Source organism: Streptomyces sp. NBC_00503 (assembly GCF_036346895.1).
Taxonomy (GTDB): domain Bacteria; phylum Actinomycetota; class Actinomycetes; order Streptomycetales; family Streptomycetaceae; genus Streptomyces.
Genome location: NZ_CP107855.1, coordinates 755,501 through 772,830, shown reverse-complemented (window position 1 = coordinate 772,830; position 17,330 = coordinate 755,501). Strand labels below are relative to the sequence as shown.

At 70.2% G+C, this 17,330-nt stretch carries 21 protein-coding genes and 3 pseudogenes; 13 read left to right on the top strand and 11 right to left on the bottom strand.

The features are described 5' to 3' along the window. The first annotated feature begins 63 nt into the window (after positions 1–63). The 6 genes from OG490_RS03570 to OG490_RS03545 all read left to right on the top strand — a co-directional run bounded on the left by OG490_RS03570 (position 64) and on the right by OG490_RS03545 (position 3,779). On the top strand, positions 64–1,716 hold the full coding sequence (locus OG490_RS03570) for a SulP family inorganic anion transporter (RefSeq protein WP_330300757.1): 1,653 nt from the start codon (positions 64–66) through the stop codon (positions 1,714–1,716). After that, entirely contained in the window at positions 1,713–2,135 is a 423-nt protein-coding gene (locus OG490_RS03565) for a pyridoxamine 5'-phosphate oxidase family protein (RefSeq protein WP_330294812.1), read from the top strand. Before OG490_RS03570 ends, OG490_RS03565 begins: the two co-directional genes overlap by 4 nt. Then, positions 2,132–2,557 (top strand): ATP-binding protein, encoded by a 426-nt coding sequence (locus tag OG490_RS03560; RefSeq protein WP_330294811.1) that lies wholly within the window; start codon positions 2,132–2,134, stop codon positions 2,555–2,557. Before OG490_RS03565 ends, OG490_RS03560 begins: the two co-directional genes overlap by 4 nt. A gap of 22 nt (positions 2,558–2,579) precedes the next feature. Then, positions 2,580–2,990 (top strand): STAS domain-containing protein, encoded by a 411-nt coding sequence (locus OG490_RS03555; protein ID WP_330294810.1) that lies wholly within the window; start codon positions 2,580–2,582, stop codon positions 2,988–2,990. Between the two features lie 55 nt (positions 2,991–3,045). Then, entirely contained in the window at positions 3,046–3,267 is a 222-nt protein-coding gene (locus OG490_RS03550) for an alkylphosphonate utilization protein (protein WP_330294809.1), read from the top strand. A 176-nt stretch (positions 3,268–3,443) separates the two neighbouring features. Continuing rightward, complete coding sequence (locus tag OG490_RS03545) at positions 3,444–3,779, top strand: ArsR/SmtB family transcription factor (RefSeq protein ID WP_330294808.1); 336 nt, start codon at positions 3,444–3,446, stop codon at positions 3,777–3,779. 136 nt (positions 3,780–3,915) lie between these two features. On the opposite strand, the gene OG490_RS03540 is transcribed toward OG490_RS03545, so the two are convergent. The 3 genes from OG490_RS03540 to OG490_RS03530 are packed head-to-tail and all read right to left on the bottom strand — an operon-like array spanning position 3,916 to position 4,648. After that, complete coding sequence (locus OG490_RS03540) at positions 3,916–4,074, bottom strand: DUF6126 family protein (protein WP_167745551.1); 159 nt, start codon at positions 4,072–4,074, stop codon at positions 3,916–3,918. Next, positions 4,074–4,271 (bottom strand): hypothetical protein, encoded by a 198-nt coding sequence (locus OG490_RS03535; RefSeq protein ID WP_330294807.1) that lies wholly within the window; start codon positions 4,269–4,271, stop codon positions 4,074–4,076. Before OG490_RS03535 ends, OG490_RS03540 begins: the two co-directional genes overlap by 1 nt. Then, positions 4,268–4,648, bottom strand: a complete 381-nt coding sequence (locus OG490_RS03530) for an ATP-binding protein (protein ID WP_330294806.1) — start codon at positions 4,646–4,648, stop codon at positions 4,268–4,270. Before OG490_RS03530 ends, OG490_RS03535 begins: the two co-directional genes overlap by 4 nt. Here OG490_RS03530 and OG490_RS03525 point away from each other — a divergent pair. Then, the gene (locus OG490_RS03525; protein ID WP_330294805.1) at positions 4,614–4,961 is read left to right on the top strand and encodes a hypothetical protein; all 348 of its coding nucleotides are present in this window, start codon (positions 4,614–4,616) and stop codon (positions 4,959–4,961) included. The genes OG490_RS03530 and OG490_RS03525 overlap by 35 nt on opposite strands. A 92-nt stretch (positions 4,962–5,053) precedes the next feature. Here OG490_RS03525 and OG490_RS03520 read toward each other — a convergent pair. From OG490_RS03520 to OG490_RS03510, 3 genes and pseudogenes are all read right to left on the bottom strand, one after another. Further along, positions 5,054–5,312: pseudogene (locus tag OG490_RS03520) on the bottom strand (arginine deiminase family protein); the annotation flags it as partial. 313 nt (positions 5,313–5,625) lie between these two features. Beyond that, positions 5,626–6,507 (bottom strand): universal stress protein, encoded by an 882-nt coding sequence (locus tag OG490_RS03515; protein ID WP_330294804.1) that lies wholly within the window; start codon positions 6,505–6,507, stop codon positions 5,626–5,628. 57 nt (positions 6,508–6,564) lie between these two features. Continuing rightward, complete coding sequence (locus tag OG490_RS03510) at positions 6,565–8,157, bottom strand: oleate hydratase (RefSeq protein ID WP_330294803.1); 1,593 nt, start codon at positions 8,155–8,157, stop codon at positions 6,565–6,567. Positions 8,158–8,546: 389 nt separating this feature from the next. Between OG490_RS03510 and OG490_RS03505 the strand changes: the two genes are divergently transcribed. Then, on the top strand, positions 8,547–9,167 hold the full coding sequence (locus OG490_RS03505; RefSeq protein ID WP_330294802.1) for a hypothetical protein: 621 nt from the start codon (positions 8,547–8,549) through the stop codon (positions 9,165–9,167). Between the two features lie 254 nt (positions 9,168–9,421). Here OG490_RS03505 and OG490_RS03500 read toward each other — a convergent pair. Together OG490_RS03500 and OG490_RS39095 are read right to left on the bottom strand one after the other, a co-directional pair. Then, positions 9,422–9,711 (bottom strand): annotated as a pseudogene (locus tag OG490_RS03500) (CBS domain-containing protein); the annotation flags it as partial. A gap of 44 nt (positions 9,712–9,755) precedes the next feature. Next, positions 9,756–9,956: a hypothetical protein gene (locus OG490_RS39095; RefSeq protein WP_443065742.1), complete on the bottom strand. Its 201-nt coding sequence runs from the start codon at positions 9,954–9,956 to the stop codon at positions 9,756–9,758. A gap of 378 nt (positions 9,957–10,334) precedes the next feature. Between OG490_RS39095 and OG490_RS03490 the strand changes: the two genes are divergently transcribed. After that, a complete protein-coding gene (locus OG490_RS03490; protein ID WP_330294801.1) occupies positions 10,335–10,874 on the top strand; it encodes a hypothetical protein in 540 nt (179 codons plus the stop codon). A gap of 9 nt (positions 10,875–10,883) precedes the next feature. On the opposite strand, the pseudogene OG490_RS03485 reads toward OG490_RS03490, so the two are convergent. Continuing rightward, positions 10,884–11,542 (bottom strand): annotated as a pseudogene (locus tag OG490_RS03485) (hypothetical protein); the annotation flags it as partial. Between the two features lie 237 nt (positions 11,543–11,779). Here OG490_RS03485 and OG490_RS03480 point away from each other — a divergent pair. Further along, complete coding sequence (locus OG490_RS03480; RefSeq protein ID WP_330294800.1) at positions 11,780–12,655, top strand: universal stress protein; 876 nt, start codon at positions 11,780–11,782, stop codon at positions 12,653–12,655. A 63-nt stretch (positions 12,656–12,718) separates the two neighbouring features. On the opposite strand, the gene OG490_RS03475 is transcribed toward OG490_RS03480, so the two are convergent. After that, positions 12,719–13,426, bottom strand: coding sequence for a response regulator transcription factor (locus OG490_RS03475; protein ID WP_330294799.1), 708 nt, complete (start codon positions 13,424–13,426; stop codon positions 12,719–12,721). Between the two features lie 261 nt (positions 13,427–13,687). Here OG490_RS03475 and OG490_RS03470 point away from each other — a divergent pair, with 261 nt between their 5' ends. Together OG490_RS03470 and OG490_RS03465 are read left to right on the top strand one after the other, a co-directional pair. After that, positions 13,688–14,014, top strand: coding sequence for an STAS domain-containing protein (locus tag OG490_RS03470; protein ID WP_330294798.1), 327 nt, complete (start codon positions 13,688–13,690; stop codon positions 14,012–14,014). Between the two features lie 126 nt (positions 14,015–14,140). Next, positions 14,141–14,641 (top strand): pyridoxamine 5'-phosphate oxidase family protein, encoded by a 501-nt coding sequence (locus OG490_RS03465; protein ID WP_330300756.1) that lies wholly within the window; start codon positions 14,141–14,143, stop codon positions 14,639–14,641. Positions 14,642–14,649: 8 nt separating this feature from the next. On the opposite strand, the gene OG490_RS03460 is transcribed toward OG490_RS03465, so the two are convergent. Beyond that, on the bottom strand, positions 14,650–16,332 hold the full coding sequence (locus OG490_RS03460; protein WP_330294797.1) for a sensor histidine kinase: 1,683 nt from the start codon (positions 16,330–16,332) through the stop codon (positions 14,650–14,652). A gap of 173 nt (positions 16,333–16,505) precedes the next feature. Here OG490_RS03460 and ppk2 point away from each other — a divergent pair, with 173 nt between their 5' ends. After that, entirely contained in the window at positions 16,506–17,300 is a 795-nt protein-coding gene (ppk2, locus tag OG490_RS03455) for a polyphosphate kinase 2 (RefSeq protein WP_330294796.1), read from the top strand. Positions 17,301–17,330 lie beyond the last annotated feature (30 nt).

The following is a 17,330-nucleotide window of genomic DNA, read 5'->3' as shown; positions in this document are numbered from 1 at the left end:
TTCCCGACGTCCGTACTCGGCCGGATCCGCTCCGTGCTGCCGGCCCGGGCCGACTTCGCGGTCATGGGCCGCAGCCCCCGCCGGGATCTGCTGGCCGGCCTGACCGTCGCGATCGTGGCCCTGCCGCTGGCGCTCGGGTTCGGGGTCTCCTCCGGGCTGGGCGCCGAGGCGGGACTGGCCACCGCCGTGGTCGCGGGCGCGCTCGCCGCGCTGTTCGGCGGTTCGAACCTCCAGGTGTCCGGCCCGACCGGCGCGATGACTGTGGTGCTGGTGCCGATCGTCGCCCAGTACGGGCCCGGAGGCGTCCTGACGGTCGGGCTGATGGCCGGCGTCTTGCTGATCGGTCTGGCTCTGCTGAGGGCCGGGCAGTACATGCGGTACGTGCCGGCGCCGGTGGTGGAGGGCTTCACCTTGGGGATCGCGTGCGTGATCGGCCTCCAGCAGATACCCAACGCGCTCGGCGTCGACAAGCCCGAGGGTGAGAAGGTCCTGCTGGTGGCCTGGCGGGCGCTCGTGGAGTTCGTGGCCTTCCCGAACTGGACCGCGATCGGCCTCTCCCTGTCCGTGGCGGCGGTGATGCTGACCGGGGCCCGGTGGAAGCCGACGATCCCGTTCTCCATCGTCGCCGTGATCGCAGCGACTGTGATCGCGCAGGTCTTCCACCTGGACGCGGCGGCCCCGATCGGTGACCTGCCCTCCGGGCTCCCCGCCCCCTCCCTCGCCTTCCTGGACGCTTCGGCGTTCGGTTCACTGCTGGCCCCGGCGGTCGCCGTGGCCGCCCTGGCCGCGCTGGAATCTCTGCTTTCGGCGACCGTGGCGGACGGGATGACGGTCGGGCAGCGACACGACCCGGACAAGGAGCTGTTCGGGCAGGGCATCGCCAACCTCGCGGCCCCCCTGTTCGGAGGCGTCCCGGCCACGGCCGCGATCGCCCGTACGGCAGTCAATGTCCGTACCGGCGCCACCTCCCGGCTGGCCGCGCTCACCCACGCCGCAGTGCTCGCGGCAATCGTGTTTGCCGCCGCCCCTCTCGTCTCCAAGATCCCGCTCGCCGCGCTGGCCGGTGTACTGCTGGCGACCGCGATCCGCATGGTCGAGGTCGGCTCGTTGCGTGCGATGGCGAAGGCGACCCGCTCGGACGCGGTCGTACTCGTCCTGACCGCAGCCGCCACCCTGGTCCTCGACCTCGTCTACGCGGTGATCATCGGCCTGGTCGTCGCGGGAGCCCTGGCTTTGAAGGCGGTGGCGAGTCAGGCTCGGATGGAGCAGGTCGACTTCCGCCCGGACCTGCCCGGAGAACACAGCGAAGAGGAACACGCCCTGCTGGCGGAGCACATCGTCGCCTATCGCATCGACGGACCCCTCTTTTTCGCCGGCGCCCACCGCTTCCTCCTGGAGCTGTCCGAGGTCGCCGACGTGAAGGTGGTGATCCTGCGCATGGCGAGGGTGACCACCCTCGACGCCACCGGCGCACTCGTCCTCAAAGACGCGGTCGAGAAGCTGAACCGGCGCGGCATCGCCGTCCTCACCTCCGGCATCCGGCCCGGCCAGCGCCAGGCCCTGGACGCCGTCGGCGCCCTGGACCTGCTGCGCCTGGAGGGCCGCGAGTACACCACCACTCCGGAGGCGATTGCCGGGGCCCGCAAGTACCTGGAGCAGGCGGGCCTGCTGCCGCTCAAGCACCGACCGCACCGTATCCGGAAGGCCGCACGATGACCGTCCCCGCCGACCGCCGCATGATCGAGGTCTCCGGCACCGAGGCCCTGTGGCTCCTCGAAGGCTCTGCCCAGGGCCGGCTCGTCTACATCCAGCGGGAGCTGGCCGTCGTCCGCCCCGCCGCGCACGTGATGGAGTACGGGCGCCTCGTCGTCCGCTCGCCCGTCCAGGCGGCCACCGTCCCCGGGCGCGCGCTGCTGACCTATCAGGTCGACGAGATCCGAACCCCTGCCGGTACCGGCTGGACGGTGAGCGCGCACGGCCCGGCCGATGTCATCGCCGACCCGGACGAGGCTGCCCACTACCGGCGCACCCTGCCCGGCTGGGCGCACGGCCCCCACGACACCCTGTTGCGGCTTCACCCGCAGCAGGTGTCCGGGTTCCGCCTGGCCCGCACGGTTTCGGAGGCGGGCCGATGAGTGTCCGGGTCGAGACGATGCCCTACCGGCACGTGCTGGACGTACCCGCCATGGGCTCGGCCGTGCGCATCGCCCGCGAGACCACTGAACTCGTCCTGGTGGAGTGCGGAGTAGGGCTTCGCCATCCGAGTGTGGGTCCGGCGCTGCTGATCCTGGCCGAGCTGGTCACCAACGCCGTCCGCCACGCAGCCGTCCTGTCCCCGACCATCACGGTCACCTACGCGCACGGGCCGGGTGCGTTCGCGTTCGCCGTCCACGACCGCCACCCCTACCAGCCCCCACTGTTCGGGGCGCTCGGCACAGCCCCGGGCAGCGGCCTGGCCATGGTGGTCGCGATGACGATGGAGCTGGGCGGCACGGCCCTTGTAAGGCCGGACGCGGACGGGCGCGGCAAGGCCATCTGGATCACCCTTCCCCTGTGATGAGCGAGCCGAGGAACTGACGATGACGATCGAATGGCGCTACACCACCCGCCAGGACCTGGGTGTGCTGTCCCTGGCCGGGTATCTCGGCGCGGACGCGACCGACCGGTTCGCCGGCGCGATCGGTTGGGCGCTCGCCCGGGGCGCCGGCCCAGTCATCCTCGACCTGACCGGGCTGCTGGGCTGGTCGGCCGGCGGGCAGATCGCCGTCGCCCAGGCCGCCCGCCGCCTCGCCGAAAGCGGACGAGGACTCGAGCTCGCGGCGATACCCGCGGACGGCTCCCTGGTCCCCGACGCCACGTGCCCGCCCGTCGCCGTCCACTGCGACCTCGCCGCCGCGCTGGCCGCCCACGGAGCCCACGGGACGGTCAAGCAGTGGCACACCGATGACTGGCCCACCCCGCAGTACCCCGAGGAACCCGCCCTCACCTGAAACCAGCAACAGCACCAGTACGAGCACCTACGAGAACGGCAAGGACACCGGCACCATGAGCGACATCATCGTCAAGGACTCCAACGGCACCCCGCTGGAGGACGGCGACTCGGTCACCCTGACCAAGGACCTGAAGGTCAAGGGGACCTCCGAGACCCTCAAGCGCGGAACCCTGGTCAAGAATATCCGCCTCACCTCCCGCCCCGGCGAGGTCGAGTGCAACACGAAGCAGGTCAAGGGCCTGGTCCTGAAGACCGAGTTCCTCAAGAAGGCCTGACCGGCAAAGGGCCCGCTCTCAGGGCCCGAACGTCATGAAAGTGACCCGCCGGGTCCCAGGAGTTGCAGGGATCTGCAATTGTGGAGGTCGCAAGGTGTGGAGAGGGGCGGATGGATGCCCCTGTGAAGGAACGGTTCCGGGTGGATGAGATGGGCAGTCGAAGCAGGGGTACCCAGGTGAGCACGCCGCTGTACCAGCTGAAGGCGGAGTTCTTCAAAACGTTGGGGCACCCCGTCCGCATCCGAGTCCTGGAACTCCTGTCCGTACGCGAACACGCGGTCGCCGAGATGCTGCCCGAGGTCGGGGTCGAGGCCGCGAGCCTCTCACAGCAGCTCGCCGTCCTGCGCAAGGCCAACCTGGTGATCACCCGCCGCGAAGGCTCCAACGTGTACTACAGCCTCACCCACCCCCAGATCGCCGAACTCCTGAAGGTCGCCCGCGGCATCCTCTCCGGCGTCCTTCAAGGACAGGCCGAACTCCTCGCCGACCTCCAGGCCACCAGCCACACCTAGTGCTGTGACCTTTCCGGCCACAGCACTGGGCAACGCCGACGGCGCCGGCCCCGCCAGGGCCGCGCCTCACACACGGCGGCCGTCTTCCGTTAGTGCGGGTTCACCTGCGCTTCTGACACCGGAAGACGGCCGCTCTTCATTTCTGGGCGTGCTGGCCGAGGTAGAACAGCAGCCAGATGAACCCGGCGAACACGTGCGTGCCGAAGATGTAGAAGAAGGCGCGCAGGGCGACGCCCTTCTCCTTCCACTTCTCCTGGTCCGCCGCCGTGTTCTTCTCGGGCGGGTTGTCCGTCATCACGCTTCCTTCTCGGTGTCCGGGTTCTGGAGCGGGTGGGTGCATGGGCGGATGTGTAGCTGCACGCCGTGCTCGCCGGCGTGCTGGATGACGGCCGCGACTTCCCCGGCCTCGATCGTACGGACATCCTGGTCGGGGCCGGTGCCGAGGTAGGTGATCTCGTACAGCTGGACGGCACCTTGGTCGCTGCTGGTCACGGTGTGCCTTCCGGCAGGATGAAGCGGACGACGACCGTCTTGCCGCGTCCGCCGGGGGCGGGCTCGATGTGGACGTCGCCGCCGAAGGTTCGTGCCAGGTCGGCCACCGTGCGCAGCCCCTGCCCGGAGGCCCGGGCCGCGTCGCCCAGCGTTATCGGGCGCGGGTCCAGATCCGCGACGGCAACCGCGAGCATGTGGTCGCTCATGTGGACGGTGACCTCGGCGTCCGGCGACTGCTGGGCGTGGCGCACTGTGTTGGTGACGAGCTCGCTGACCACGAGCAGCACCGCCCCAAACAGCGCGGAGCCACTCTCCAGGCCGAAGAGGACCAGGGAGCGTTCGGTGCGCTCGCGCGCGGCCCGCACCGAGCCCGGCACCAGCGGCACCGTCCACGCGTGCCTGCGCACCTGGACGGCCGACTGCCCGCTGGGGTACCGGGCCATCACCGACGCCTCGGACACGCCGGTGACACCATCCGGCTCACCGACCGTCTCCGACGTCGGTGGCCACGCCGTGATCGTGGGCCACGCGCAGCGCGTCCTCCAGCTCCTCCGCAGCCTGCGCCTCCTCGAAGGCATCGTCAGCCTCCCGCGCAGCCGCAAGACGAGCCCGAACCACACGGACCCGTTCCAGCGCCGCTTCCTCGAACCCGGCCATACCGCAACCCCCGCCCACCGAATACAGAACTAGTAAATTGCATAACTCTGCAAGTCTAGCCGGTGCGGGCCTGTAGAGAAGTTCACGATGGGCAGGGGGCAGCGGATCGGGTTGACCCGCTGCGGTCAGACCGCTTCGCGTTCGACGGGGCAGCTCATGCGGCGCGGACCGCCGCGGCCCCGCCCGAGCTCGCTGCCGCGGATGGTGATGACCTCGATCCCGTTCCTGCGCAGGTGGGTGTTGGTGGTGGCGTTGCGTTCATGGGCGACGACCACACCGGGCTCCCGCGGCGAACATGCGTAGCGCGAGCTGTTCGACGGCCTGCGGCGTGGTGCGCTCGCTCATGCCGATCAGTACGGCGCCGTTGCCGATGACCAGCACGTCCTTGTTCGTCGGGGTGAGCCGTTTGAGCTCCACAGATCGGGCTGGTACAGGATGATCGAACCGTCAATTCGGTTGCGTCGGCGTCCAGTTCTCGACAGCGGGCGATGTGTGAACCCTGTCGCCGCGTACCCGGCGTGGCGGTCGCCGATGGTCCCTGCCGTTGGGCTCAGCGGCCCTGCTCCGAGGGGCTCTTGGCCCGTCCGTGGGAGGGCTGGTCGGCCCACGATCGGGCCTGTACCGGCCACGGTCTGGGAACACGCCACTGTGCCGGCGGCCTTGCGGGCCGTCGGCACAGCCGCAGGCGGCGGGGCGGTCAGTCGTGCGGCACGACCGCCATCGGAACGCGGCAGTGGTGCAGCATCGTGCGGTTCACGACGCCCGTGTGAGGTCCGAGCCGGGAGTTCCGGTTGCGGCGGCCGATGACGACGAGGCCGGCCGTGCCCGACGCCGCCAGCAGTTGGCGGGCGGTCCGTCCCGGGCGGATCTCCGCCGTAACGCGTACACCCGGGAACGCGTGCTGCCACTGGTCGATCACCCGGGCCAGGCGATGCGAGGCGGCCGCCGTGTCGGCGGGAATACCTCTCCCCGCCGCCTCGGGCCCGTGGTCACCCGAGGGATGCGGACTGTGGACGACGCGCAGCGGCGCTCCCCGCAGGTTGGCGTGAGAGAAGGCGAACTCCAGTACTTCGTCACATGGGTGTGAGAGGTCCAGACCGAGAACGACATCGCCACCCGTCATCGGCACGGGATCCCGGACCAGGACGATGGGGCGTCGGGTACGGGCGACCACGGTCAGGGCCACCGAGCCGACGGCGAACCCGGCGGGCCCGCCCAGCCCGCGCGAGCCGAGCACCAACATCTCGGACGCCCCCGCGGCCCGGCACAGCACCGAGGCGGGCTCACCGCACCGATCCAGCGTGAACACCGACAAGCCCGGGTGGTCGTGGCGTACCCGCGCTGCCGTCGCGCGGGGATCCGCCTCGGGCACGCCGTGCCCGACGAGCGGTGAGTGGACGTCCGGCCCCAGATCCCATACGTGCAGGAGCCGCAGTGCCACGCCGCGTCGGCGGGCCTCGGCCGCGGCCCACGAGACGGCGGCCAGGCTCGCACGAGAACCGTCGAAACCGACGGTGACCGTTCGGGCCGGGGGCCGGGGGCTGCACCTCTGCGGAGGAATGAGCGACTGGTCGAGCATGGCGAGGACCTCCGGGTCCGTGGGCCGGGACGGGGATCGAATGCGCCGGGGCGCGGCTCAGGCGAAGACGGCCCTGAGGGCCCGCAACGCAGTCATCGGGTCGGACAACGCGTGGTAGACGGCCGGGATCTCCTTGTCGACGCCCAATAGCCCGTACACCGCGTGCATCGCCCCGCGGACGGAGTACTCGACGGTGAAGACGACGTCCTCGGGGATCTCGGTGAACTGGCCCAGGAAGGCGAAGTTGACCGAGCCGCGGGGGATCACCAGCGGCCGGTCGCGGACGTCCCGGCGCTCGAACTGGCTGGTGATGTACGGCATCATCACGGTGGTGACCGCCGTAGTGGCGTGCACCTCGTCGGCGATGTCGTCGAAGCCGAGGTGCCCGAGCAGTTCGGTGAGGATCTCGTGCCCGGTGGCCTCCGACATCCTCTTGCCCGTGATCTCGCCGGGCTCGTCCACGAACAGCCCGTACCCCCAGAGGGTGTGGACGCCTTCGGGCTGGCCGTCGAAGTGCGGCTGGTGGGGTACGGCCACCGACATCAGCCAGCGGGAGTCCTTGAACGTCATGAGCCCCCCGGTGCCTGGGGCGTTGCCGGAGAACTCCTCGATCCGCTTGAGCAGGGCCGGGCTGCGCATCGTCAGCGTGAACGACTCCCACTTCGCCTCGTCCACGTTGCCGTTGAAGGCACCGGGCCGGCCGAAGTCGGGGGCCTCGCGGGCCAGGGTCTCCCACAGGTTCCAGGCGCCGTCCCGCTTGTCGCGGACCAGCTCGGGGACGGTGTCGTCGCCCCCGTAGCGGGCGTCCGCGGTCATCGATCCCACGGTGATGAACGCGTAGTCCCGGGAGGTGAGTTCGTACACGCCCGCAGCGCCCTCCCGCTCGAAACAGATCCGCTCGGCCCGGTGCTCGCCGCCCTCACCGATATCGAACTCCACGTCGGTGACCCGGACTCCGCGCTCGATGCGGACCCCCTGCCGCTCCAGCCACGCCTGCACCGGCCGCACGATCGAGTCGTACTGGTTCAGCCGTGTGCGCCGGACACCGGCAAGGGTGTGGATACGGGGGAGTTCCTGGAGGAAGCGCAGGAAGTAGCGCTTGAGCTCGGTGGCGCTGTGCCAGTTCTGGAAGGCGAAGGTGGTGCGCCACATCGTCCAGAAGTTGGTGGTGAAGAAATGCGGGGAGAAGAAGTCCTCGATCCGGCGCGCCCCGATGACGGACTCGGGCAGTGCGAGCAGCCGGGCCATCTCCACCCGGTCGGCGGTGGTGAAGCCCAGCTGGGAAGCGTCCAGGATGTGGCCGTCGGCGTCGATCAGCCGGGCGTTGGCATGTGTGAGCCAGCGGGCGTTGAACTCCTCGGTCTCCTGCAGGACGGACACGGCGTCGTCGCCGAGCGTGGGGATCGTCTCCAACAGGTTCCACAGGCAGACGTAGGCCTCGTCCTCCAGCATCCGGCCGCCGCGGGTGACGTAGCCCGTCTCCGGGGCGCCGCCACCGTCGAGCGCGCCGCCCGCCGTCGGTAGCTCCTCCAGGATGCGGATGTTCTCTCCGGACATCCCCGCGTCCCGTACGAGGAAGACCGCCGCGGCCAGCGAGGCGATTCCGCCACCGACCAGATACGCCCGGGAGATCTGCGCGTCGTCCGTCATGGCCGTCCCTTCGACGGGCGGGGTGGTTCCCCGCCGTTACGGTCAGTCAACTCCCGTGTCGGCGTGGCCCGCAGGGGCCGACGGGCCTGATGGCGAGGTCCGTTGGTCCCTGCGGAGTGCTCCGGCCGGGGCTCGCGTCCACTCACACGCCGTTCGTCGTGCCGTACCTCTGGCCTGACCGGCCCCGCGGGCCTCAGGAGCGGAACGAGGGTGTGGCCGCCGCGGGGTGTTGCCCTGTTGGCGGCCGGGGAGAGCTACGTCCCGTGCACCGAGGGACTGTTGGCCGCGGGGCGTGGGCCGTTCGTCCCCGTGGCCCGAGCTCTCCACCAAGGGACATTGGCCCTGGGCGGGCAACACGGCCTGTCCGTGAGAGAAGAGGTTTCTACGCCATGGCTCTGCATCAGCACCGTCAGTCGGGGATGTCCTTCGCCGGCTGGCGCAAGACCGCCTCGGCCACAGCATCCGGCACCGCGGCCGATGAACTCACCGCGCCTGTGGCCGTCGCGCGCATCGCGGCCGGAACCCGGCTGCTGACCGCCTTCACGTTCCTCTGGGCCTTCGGGGACAAGACGTTCGGCTGGGGATACGCGACCCAGGCGGGCAAGGGGTGGATCGACGGAGGGTCTCCCACCAAGGGCTTCCTGAGCCACGTCGCCGCCGGACCCCTGGAGGAGACGTTCCACGCCTGGGCAGGAACCGCATGGGCCGACTGGGCCTTCATGCTGGGACTGCTCGGCATCGGCATCGCCCTGGCGAGCGGCGTCGCCCTGCGGGTCGCGGCCGCCGCGGGCACGGTGATGATGGCCCTCATGTGGGCCGCCGAATGGCCCCCCGCCAGACACCTGTCGGACGGTCACCTCAGCATGTCGACGAATCCGTTGGTGGACTATCACGTCCTGTACGCCGCCGTGTTGGTGATGCTCGCCGCGGTCGCCGCCGGGCGCACCTGGGGCCTGGGCGCCCTCTGGCAGACCCTGCCGTTCGTCCGCCGCAACCGCTGGTTGGTGTGACAGCCGTCGGGGAATCCGGGGCCGCCCTGCTGAGGCGGCCCCGGATAGGACGACCAGCTGGGCCTCGTGGTTGCGCACGCCTTGCTGATGAGGCGGGACTTGGCTCCTCAAGGCTCCGTCGCCGGTGGAGGCCAGTGGGCTCGGTCGGCCGAACCCGCTGCCGTAGAGAAATAACGGATTCAGCGGACCAGCACGGCCTCTCCGGACTTGGGTACGACGGCCGTCCAGCCCAGCTCGTGGTCGATCCGGTCCCGGAGGGTCTCGGCCGGGCTCGACATCAGCTCTTCGGCCAGCACGCCGCCGGCCTTGGAGGCCTCCTCCAGCTGTTCCGGAAGGCGCGGTCGTCCCGCCGGAACTCCTCCTTCGGCAGGAGGTCGACCTCGGACACCACCCCGACGACGCGGCCCTCGCCCTCCAGGACGGGTACGGCGCTGACCTTCCACTGGTGCATCAACTCGACGATTTCTTTGTACGAGGCTTCGCGGCCGATGGCCACGGCCGTTTGGCTCATGACGTCGCTGACGGTGTACCGGGACGCGGGCATGGTCTGCTCCTTCGTGCCGGCGTTGGGCTGAACGGCGGTTCCGGTCAGATGCGGGCGCCGCTGCCGTGCGGGCCGTACAGGGCGAGCAGCCGTATCCGGGCGGCGTGCAGCCGGTGCGCGAGCACCTCCGCGACCCACTGGCCGACGGCGGAGCCGAAAGCCGGGTCGGCGTCCATCAGCCCGAGCACGGTGGCGGAATCGAACTCGCACGCACGTACGGGCTTCGTCGCTTCCGTACGATCCACAACCGGTCGGCCCGGCCGCCCTCGTTGAAGAGACGGGTGCCGTCCGGGACGTTGACCACGCGGTGGCGGCCTTGCTCCGTACCCCTCAGGTGGGACCGGGGGCCGGTTCCGCAACACATCGAGCGAACGATTGGTAGGAATGCCGGGTCGTGCCGCCTCCGAGCAGTTGGGCAGACCATGCGCAGTGCGAAGACCGCAGCGGTGGCAGGGATGGTCATCCTGTTCGGTACGGGCTGCTCATGGCTCTCCGTACCGCCGGATGACGAGAGCCGCTGTCCCCCGCAGGTACGCGCAGTCGCGGCCGCACCCTCATCAGGTACCGGCCCGCTGAACCAGGTCTGGCTCGGCCCGTTGAAATGCGTCGACCCTGAAACGGGCATGTCGCTCGTCGAAGTGAGCGTTCTCAACCCGCACGCCACCAGCGCTGCTTGGTACGAGGTGACGCTGGAGTTCACGACAGCGGACGGAGCCGTGTTTGCCACGCGGACGGCTTACTTCGGCAGGGCGGAACCCGGGAAGCGGGCGGAAAAGGGAGTGCCGGTCGCCAGGCCGACCGTCGGGGACGGCCTCGGCGTGAGCGTTGTCCACGTGAAGCAGGGTTTGCTCGAAGCGACCTCCGCCGTACCTTCGCCCTCCCCGCCGACAACGGCCATGGACTTCCTGGTGGGGGAGCTCGTACGGGCGGCTGGAGCTATTCCGTCCGGCACGCCGTACGGGGTGTGTCCCAGTGGATCCCCGCAGAGATATTGGCTCGACGACATCGGGAACTGCCAGCTACCTCCGCTGCTGTTCTCTCCCGCGCCGACGCCGGTGCCCGTACCCGGATACCCGGGCACGCTCTGCGGCGACGGCTGGACGTCCACGTCTGCAGGCAGGGGGACGTGTTCCCATCACGGCGGCATCGCACATGCGCGCTGATCAGTACGCCGGGTGTTCCTCGTGGGGCATCAGCCGGGCGATGTCGACGACGTTGACGACCCGGACGGCCAGCGCGGGGAGGTACTCGCGGAGCAGGGCCGAGGCGGCCAGGACCTCCATGGTGGGTACGTCGCCGGCGCAGGCGAGGACGACGTCCGGCTCGCGGGAGCCGTGGTCGGTTCCCGCCAGTCCCAGACTCCGGCGCCGCGAGCCACGTGCGTGCGGGCCTCCCCGATGGGCAGCCGGCCGCCGTTCGCGTACGGGACGGCGCCCAGGCGGCGTTCACCCTCGGGGACACGGGCGAGGACCTGTGCGGTGGGGCATCCGTCGGTGTCGAAGAGTTCTTCCGGCCGGGACGAGCGCAGCCAGTCCTCCAACTGCGCCTGGTGGACGAGGGCGGGGTCGCTGCCCGTGACGTACAGCGGGTCGTGGCCGTAGCCGCGCAGCAGGGCGTCGAGGGATCGCTCCTTGACCACGTGGTTCAGGTGGGTGTGTACGAGATTGAGGCCGGGGGAGGTGCCCCAGTGCCCGAGCGGCCGGGGCTTGATGTGCTCCGGGCGCAGGGGTTCGGTCAGGAGCGGGTTGTCCATGAGGTAGATCTGGCCGACTGCAAGGTAGTTGGCGGCGCGCCAGTGGGCGTCGAGCTCCGAGACGGGGTACGCGGTCATGTCCGCTCCTCCGTGCGGCGGTCCGGAACGTTCGTCGACTGAGCCGATGCCGACACTCTGCGCTCGCCCCGTCCCCGTCGCGAGGGGAGGACCGGCCCTAGGGGAGGGACTGTCGGCCCCTGTGTGGCAAGTCCCCTCGCGGCGAAGGTGGGTCCAGCGGCGCCGGCGCCCCCGGCCGGTGCCGCTTCCCCCGCCGGCCGACCCCGATGCCCTGGCATCAGTACGGAGGACAGACCCGTGAAGCGCACCCTCGTCGTCGGAGTGGACGGATCCCCGGAAAGTCGGGCCGCGGCCGACTGGGCCGCTCGCGAAGCAGTACGGCGCGACCTGCCCCTGCACGTTGTCCACGCCTGGCTGTGGCAGCCGCTCGCGCACCCGCTCGTCCAGGACCGGGACGCCGAGGCCCAGCGGGCCGACGACATCCTGAGGGAAGCCGAGGGAGAGCTCATCCACCGCTACCCGGGACTCGCTCTCACCGTGGAGTTCTTCTCCGACATGCCGGTGCCGGCTCTGCTGCAGGCTTCCAAGGGTGCCGAGATGCTGGTTCTCGGCACCCGCGGACACAGTGCCCTGGTGGGATTCCTACTGGGTTCCTACGGGCAGCAGTTGATCGCCGCGGCAGAGTGCCCCGTGGTCTCGGTGCGCTCGGCGCACGGCAGGCCGGTGGCCCTGCCGGAGCTGGGCGAGGTCGTCGTCGGTCAGCAGGGCGGGGTGGAGGAGTCCGCCGAGGTGTTGCGCATCGCCTTCGAGGCGGCCGCCGCGCGCAAGGTCCCGCTCCGCGCCGTACGTGCGTGGAGCCTGCCCCCGGTCTACGGCTACAGCCCCGGATCGATGTGGATCGCCGACCAGCTCGGCGGTCTGGAGCCCTACGAGAAGGCCGCGCTGGAACAGGCGCTGGAGCCGTTGCGGCTGAGGTACCCCGAGGTCGACGTCGTCGAGCACGTGGAGCAGGGCAGCGCCGGCCATGTCCTGCTGACCGCATCGTCGGACGCGCAGCTCCTCGTCGTAGGCCGCAGGGTCCGGGAGTCCTCCGTGGGGATGCACGTCGGCTCCGTGGCCCACGCCGTCCTGCATCACTCCGCCTGCCCCGTCGCCGTGGTCCCGCACCCCTGAGTCGATGGTGAACCAGGGAGGGCCGGGCACGCCGTTCGGGGTGCCCGGCCCTCCCTCCGTCGGCTATTCGGCAGCCGGGACCGGGTGCTGGCTGGGCGGGATCAGTGTGTGGCTGGCGATCACCGCAGCCTGGACGCGACGCTCCACACCGAGCTTGGTGAACAGCCGCGAGATGATGTTCTTCACCGTCTTCTCCGCGAGGTACATCCGCTTGCCGATCTCCCGGTTGGTGAGTCCCTCGCTGACCATGACCAGGATCTCCTTCTCCCGGTCGGTGAAGCCGGGGAGGCCCGGGACCTGCTCCTCCTTGGGGACGTCGCCGCGCATCCGGGCCATCAGTCGAGTGGTGGCGCCCGGGTCCAGCATGGACTGGCCGGCCGCGACGGTGCGTACGGCCGTGACCAGGTCGGTGCCGGTGATCTGCTTCAGCACGTATCCGGAGGCTCCCGCCATCACGGCGTCCAACAGGGCTTCCTCGTCGTCGAACGACGTGAGCATCAGGCAGGCGAGTTCGGGCATGCGCGAGCGCAGCTCACGGCACACGCTCACCCCGTCGCCGTCTTGGAGCCGGACGTCCAGCACCGCAACCTGGGGGCGCAGCGCGGGAATCCGGATCAGCGCCTGCTCCGCCGTGCCCGCCTCACCGATCACGGTCACGTCGGGCTCCGCGTCCAGCAGATCGTGCACCCCGCGGCGCACGACTTCGTGATCGTCGAGGAGGAAGACCGTGATCGGCGTCTTCGTGGGAGTGAGGGCACCGCTGTCGGTCATGGACAACTCCTTCGCCGGGTTCGTCCTGGGCGCACGAACTCCAGCAGCCTGCCTCCTGGACGGGTCCAACGGACAGGGCCGATCGGCCCTCATTTCCCAGGCGCTCCGCACGACAGGCGCCAGGTCCGTGCTCTGAAGTGGGACCTTCGGCCCTGCCGAGGGGCCGGCCGGACCTTCCCCGGTGCCCTCGGTATCGCGTGAACTGATGCCGCACGGGGAACGACGCGGCTCGCCTGAGCCGCATACAGCGCGGAGGGCTCCATGACGACCGCCTTGATCGACCTGAAGGCCGTGGCCCACGACGACCGGGGACTGCGAGTCGCCCTGGCCGGAGAGCTTGATGTCCACACGGCAGGACGGGTGGAGCCGCGCCTCACCGAACTCGCCGGGGCGGGTCACCAGAACGTGGTCCTGGACCTGTCCGGAATCTCCTTCTGCGACAGCTCGGGCATCGAGCTCTTCCTCCGGTTCCACCGGTCCTGCGTAGCAGGGGGCACACGGCTCGTCCTCTGTGACGTGCCGCCCCTCCTGGTCAAGTCCATGCGGGTACTGGGAGTCGACCGGAGGCTGCAGCTCGTGGCGACGTAATCGCGACGGCGTCCGAGACCGGTGCCCGGTCGGGACCATTCGGCCCTGGCCGTCGTGTTGATCGCGATGGAGGCTGGTGGCTCGGAAGCGGCGAAAACCGATGGCAACGGGACGAAGGTGCGCATCATGGACCAGAACGGCACACTGCAGGCCGACGGTCAAGTGCGCGATGCGACCACTGCCCGGCGCATGCGGGAGCTGGACAGGGACGAGGCCCTGCGTCTGGTGGCGACGGTGTCCCTGGGGCGCATCGTCTTCACGCAGCACGCATTGCCCGCCGTCCGTCCGGTCAACCACCTCGTCGAGGACGGGGAGATCATCGTACGGATCCACGACGACGGCGCGCTCGCCTCTCTGGTGGCGCCCGCCGATGTTCCCGGTGTGGTGGTCGCCTACGAAACGGATGCGATCGACCCTGACACCCATCTCGGGTGGAGCGTGGTCATCACGGGTTACGCGAGCCCGGTAGCCGATGCCGACGAGGTCGACCGCTACGCGGTACTACTGCGTCCGTGGGTGGATCACCCCATGGCCGGCGCTCTCCGGATCCGTCCCGATATCGTCACCGGATTCCGGCTGGAGACGGACAGGACGCCACCCGTCTCGGCCGCCCGGGGCCCGTCGTGACCGTGGCGTCAGCTCCCGGTGGGCAGCGGTGCCCGCCAGACGAGCCTGCTGCCTCCCTCGTCGGGGGTGTCGATGGAGAAGGTTCCGCCCAGTCCCTCGGCCCGTTCGGCGAGGTTGAGCAGGCCGCTCCTGCGCCCCTGGGCCGGAATCCCCCTGCCGTTGTCCGAGACGGTCAGCATGATCTCCCCCGGTCCGGCCTTGAGGGTCACGCCGACCCGGGTCGCCTGCGAGTGGCGGGCCGCATTGCTCAGGAGCTCTCCGAGCACAGCCATGACGTGGTCGGCGATCTGTGGCGGCACGTCCGTGTCGAGCAGGCCCTCCATGCTCAGACGCGGCGGATGGCCGAGGGCGGTGGCCGCGTCGCCGACGGCTCGGGCGGCGCGAGCCCGCAGCCCGGGGCCGCTCTCGCGATCCTTCGTGCGCAGCCCGAAGATCGTCGATCGGATGATCTTGATGGTCTCGTCCAGATCGTCGACCGCACGGCTGACCCGCTCCGCGGCCTCCTCGTGTTCGACGAGGCGAGCGACGCTCTGCAGGGTCATGCCGGTGGCGAAAAGCCGCTGGATGGCGAGATCGTGCAGGTCGCGGGCGATCCGGTCGCGCTCCTCCAGCAGGGCGATCTGCTCGGCGTCCCGCCGCCGCTCCGCCAGCTCCAGGGCCAGTGCCGCCTGACCGGCGAAGGCGACGAGCGGCTCCAGTTCCCCGTCGCCGAACGCCGGATCGCCCACCGGGCGCGCGAGCAGCAGGACGCCCCTGCTCTCTCCCGCGGTGGTTCCGAGCGGCACCGCCACAGCAGGGCCCAGCCCGGCCTGTACCTGGACATCGGCGGGATACCGGTCATCGTCGGAGGCGTGCAGGGACGCGACGGGCTGGCCAGTCTGGTGCGCGGCCCCCGAGAGCGTTCCGGCGAAGGGGACGACGAGTCCCTGCCGTGCTTCGCTGTCCGCGCCGACCGCGAACTCGACGACCAGCCCCTCGGCTCCGGCCACCGGCATGGAGATGTCCGCGAGCCGCGCCGCGGTGATCTCCTGCGCACGGCGGGCGATGAGCTCCAACACCGCCGGGCGCGGACTGCCGGACAGCAGGCTTCCGGTGATCTCCGCATTCGCCCTGAGCCACCGCTGCTGGCGCTGCGAGCCCTCGTAGAGCCGCGCGTTGTCGATCGCCACGCCCGCCGCCACGGAGAGGGTGGAGATCACCGTCTCGTCCTCGGTGTCGAAGTCGATCCCCCCGCGCTTGTCGGTGAGGTACAGGTTGCCGAAGACCTCGTCGCGGACCCGGATCGGGACGCCGAGGAAGGTCCGCATGGGCGGGTGGTGGGCCGGAAAGCCGTAGGACGAGGAGTGCGCACCGAGCTCGGTGAGGCGCAAGGGCTCCGGGTGGTGGATGACCTCGCCGAGCAGGCCGTGGCCGGCTGGCAGGGGGCCGATCTCGGAGATCTCCTTCTCGGTGAGTCCCACGGTCAGGAACTGTGAGAGCGTCCGTCCGTCGGGGCCGATGACACCCAGCGCGCCGTAATCGGCGTCGACGAGAAGTGCGGCCGCCTCCACGATCCGCCGGAGCACCTGGGCGAGATCCAGCTCCCGCCCGACCGACACGACGGCCTCCAGGAGGCTGTGCACCCGGTCGCGGGTGCCGCGCACCGCGTCGATGCGCGCCTGGAGCTCGTCGAGCAGCTCGTCCAGCCTCATCCGCGGCACCTGAGTCAACGGATCCCCCACACTCACGCGCTTCTCCTCCGTCTACCTGCCCCGCCTGGTGTCAGCGTATCGACACGGACAGCCACGGAGGGACATCGTTGCGCGCCGATGCCGGCCGTGACTGACTTGACCGCAGCACAGGCCGACGACGAGAGGGGACGGCCATGGGTCTCAAGAAGGCGGCGTACGAGAGCGAGCTGTTACGGCTCCAGACGGAATTGGTCAAGCTTCAGGAGTGGGCGCGGGCGGAAGGCGCCCGCCTCGTCGTCGTCTTCGAGGGCCGTGACGCGGCGGGCAAGGGAGGCACGATCAAGCGCGTCGCCGAACACCTCAACCCACGCGTCGCACGCATCGCGGCCCTGCCCACTCCCACGGAGCGCGAGCGCACACAGTGGTACTTCCAGCGGTACGTCGAACATCTGCCCGCAGCCGGTGAGATCGTCCTGTTCGACCGCAGTTGGTACAACCGTGCCGGCGTGGAACACGTCATGGGCTTCTGCGCGCCGGCAGAGCACCAGCGCTTCCTGCGGCAGTGCCCGGTCTTCGAGCGCATGCTGGTCGAGGACGGGATCCTGCTCCGCAAGTACTGGTTCTCCGTGAGCGACGCGGTCCAGGAGGAGCGTTTCCGCCGCCGGGCGCAGGACCCGTTGCGGCGGTGGAAGCTCTCTCCGATGGATCTGGAGTCCCTCACCCGCTGGGAGGCGTATTCGCGGGCCAAGGACGAGATGCTCGTCCACACGGACACCGCCGACGCCCCGTGGTACGTCGTCGAGAGCGACGACAAGCGCAGCGCCAGGCTCAACATGATCGCTCACCTGCTCGCCTCGGTCCCCTACAAGGACGTGGCCCCGCCGTCACTGACCCTGCCGCCCCGACCCGCTTCCACGGGCTATGAGCGCCCGCCCAAGGAGCTTCAGACCGCCGTACCCGACCATGCGGCCACCCTCGGGAACGGCTGAAGTGCGGAGGGTGGCCGACGCACACTGCGG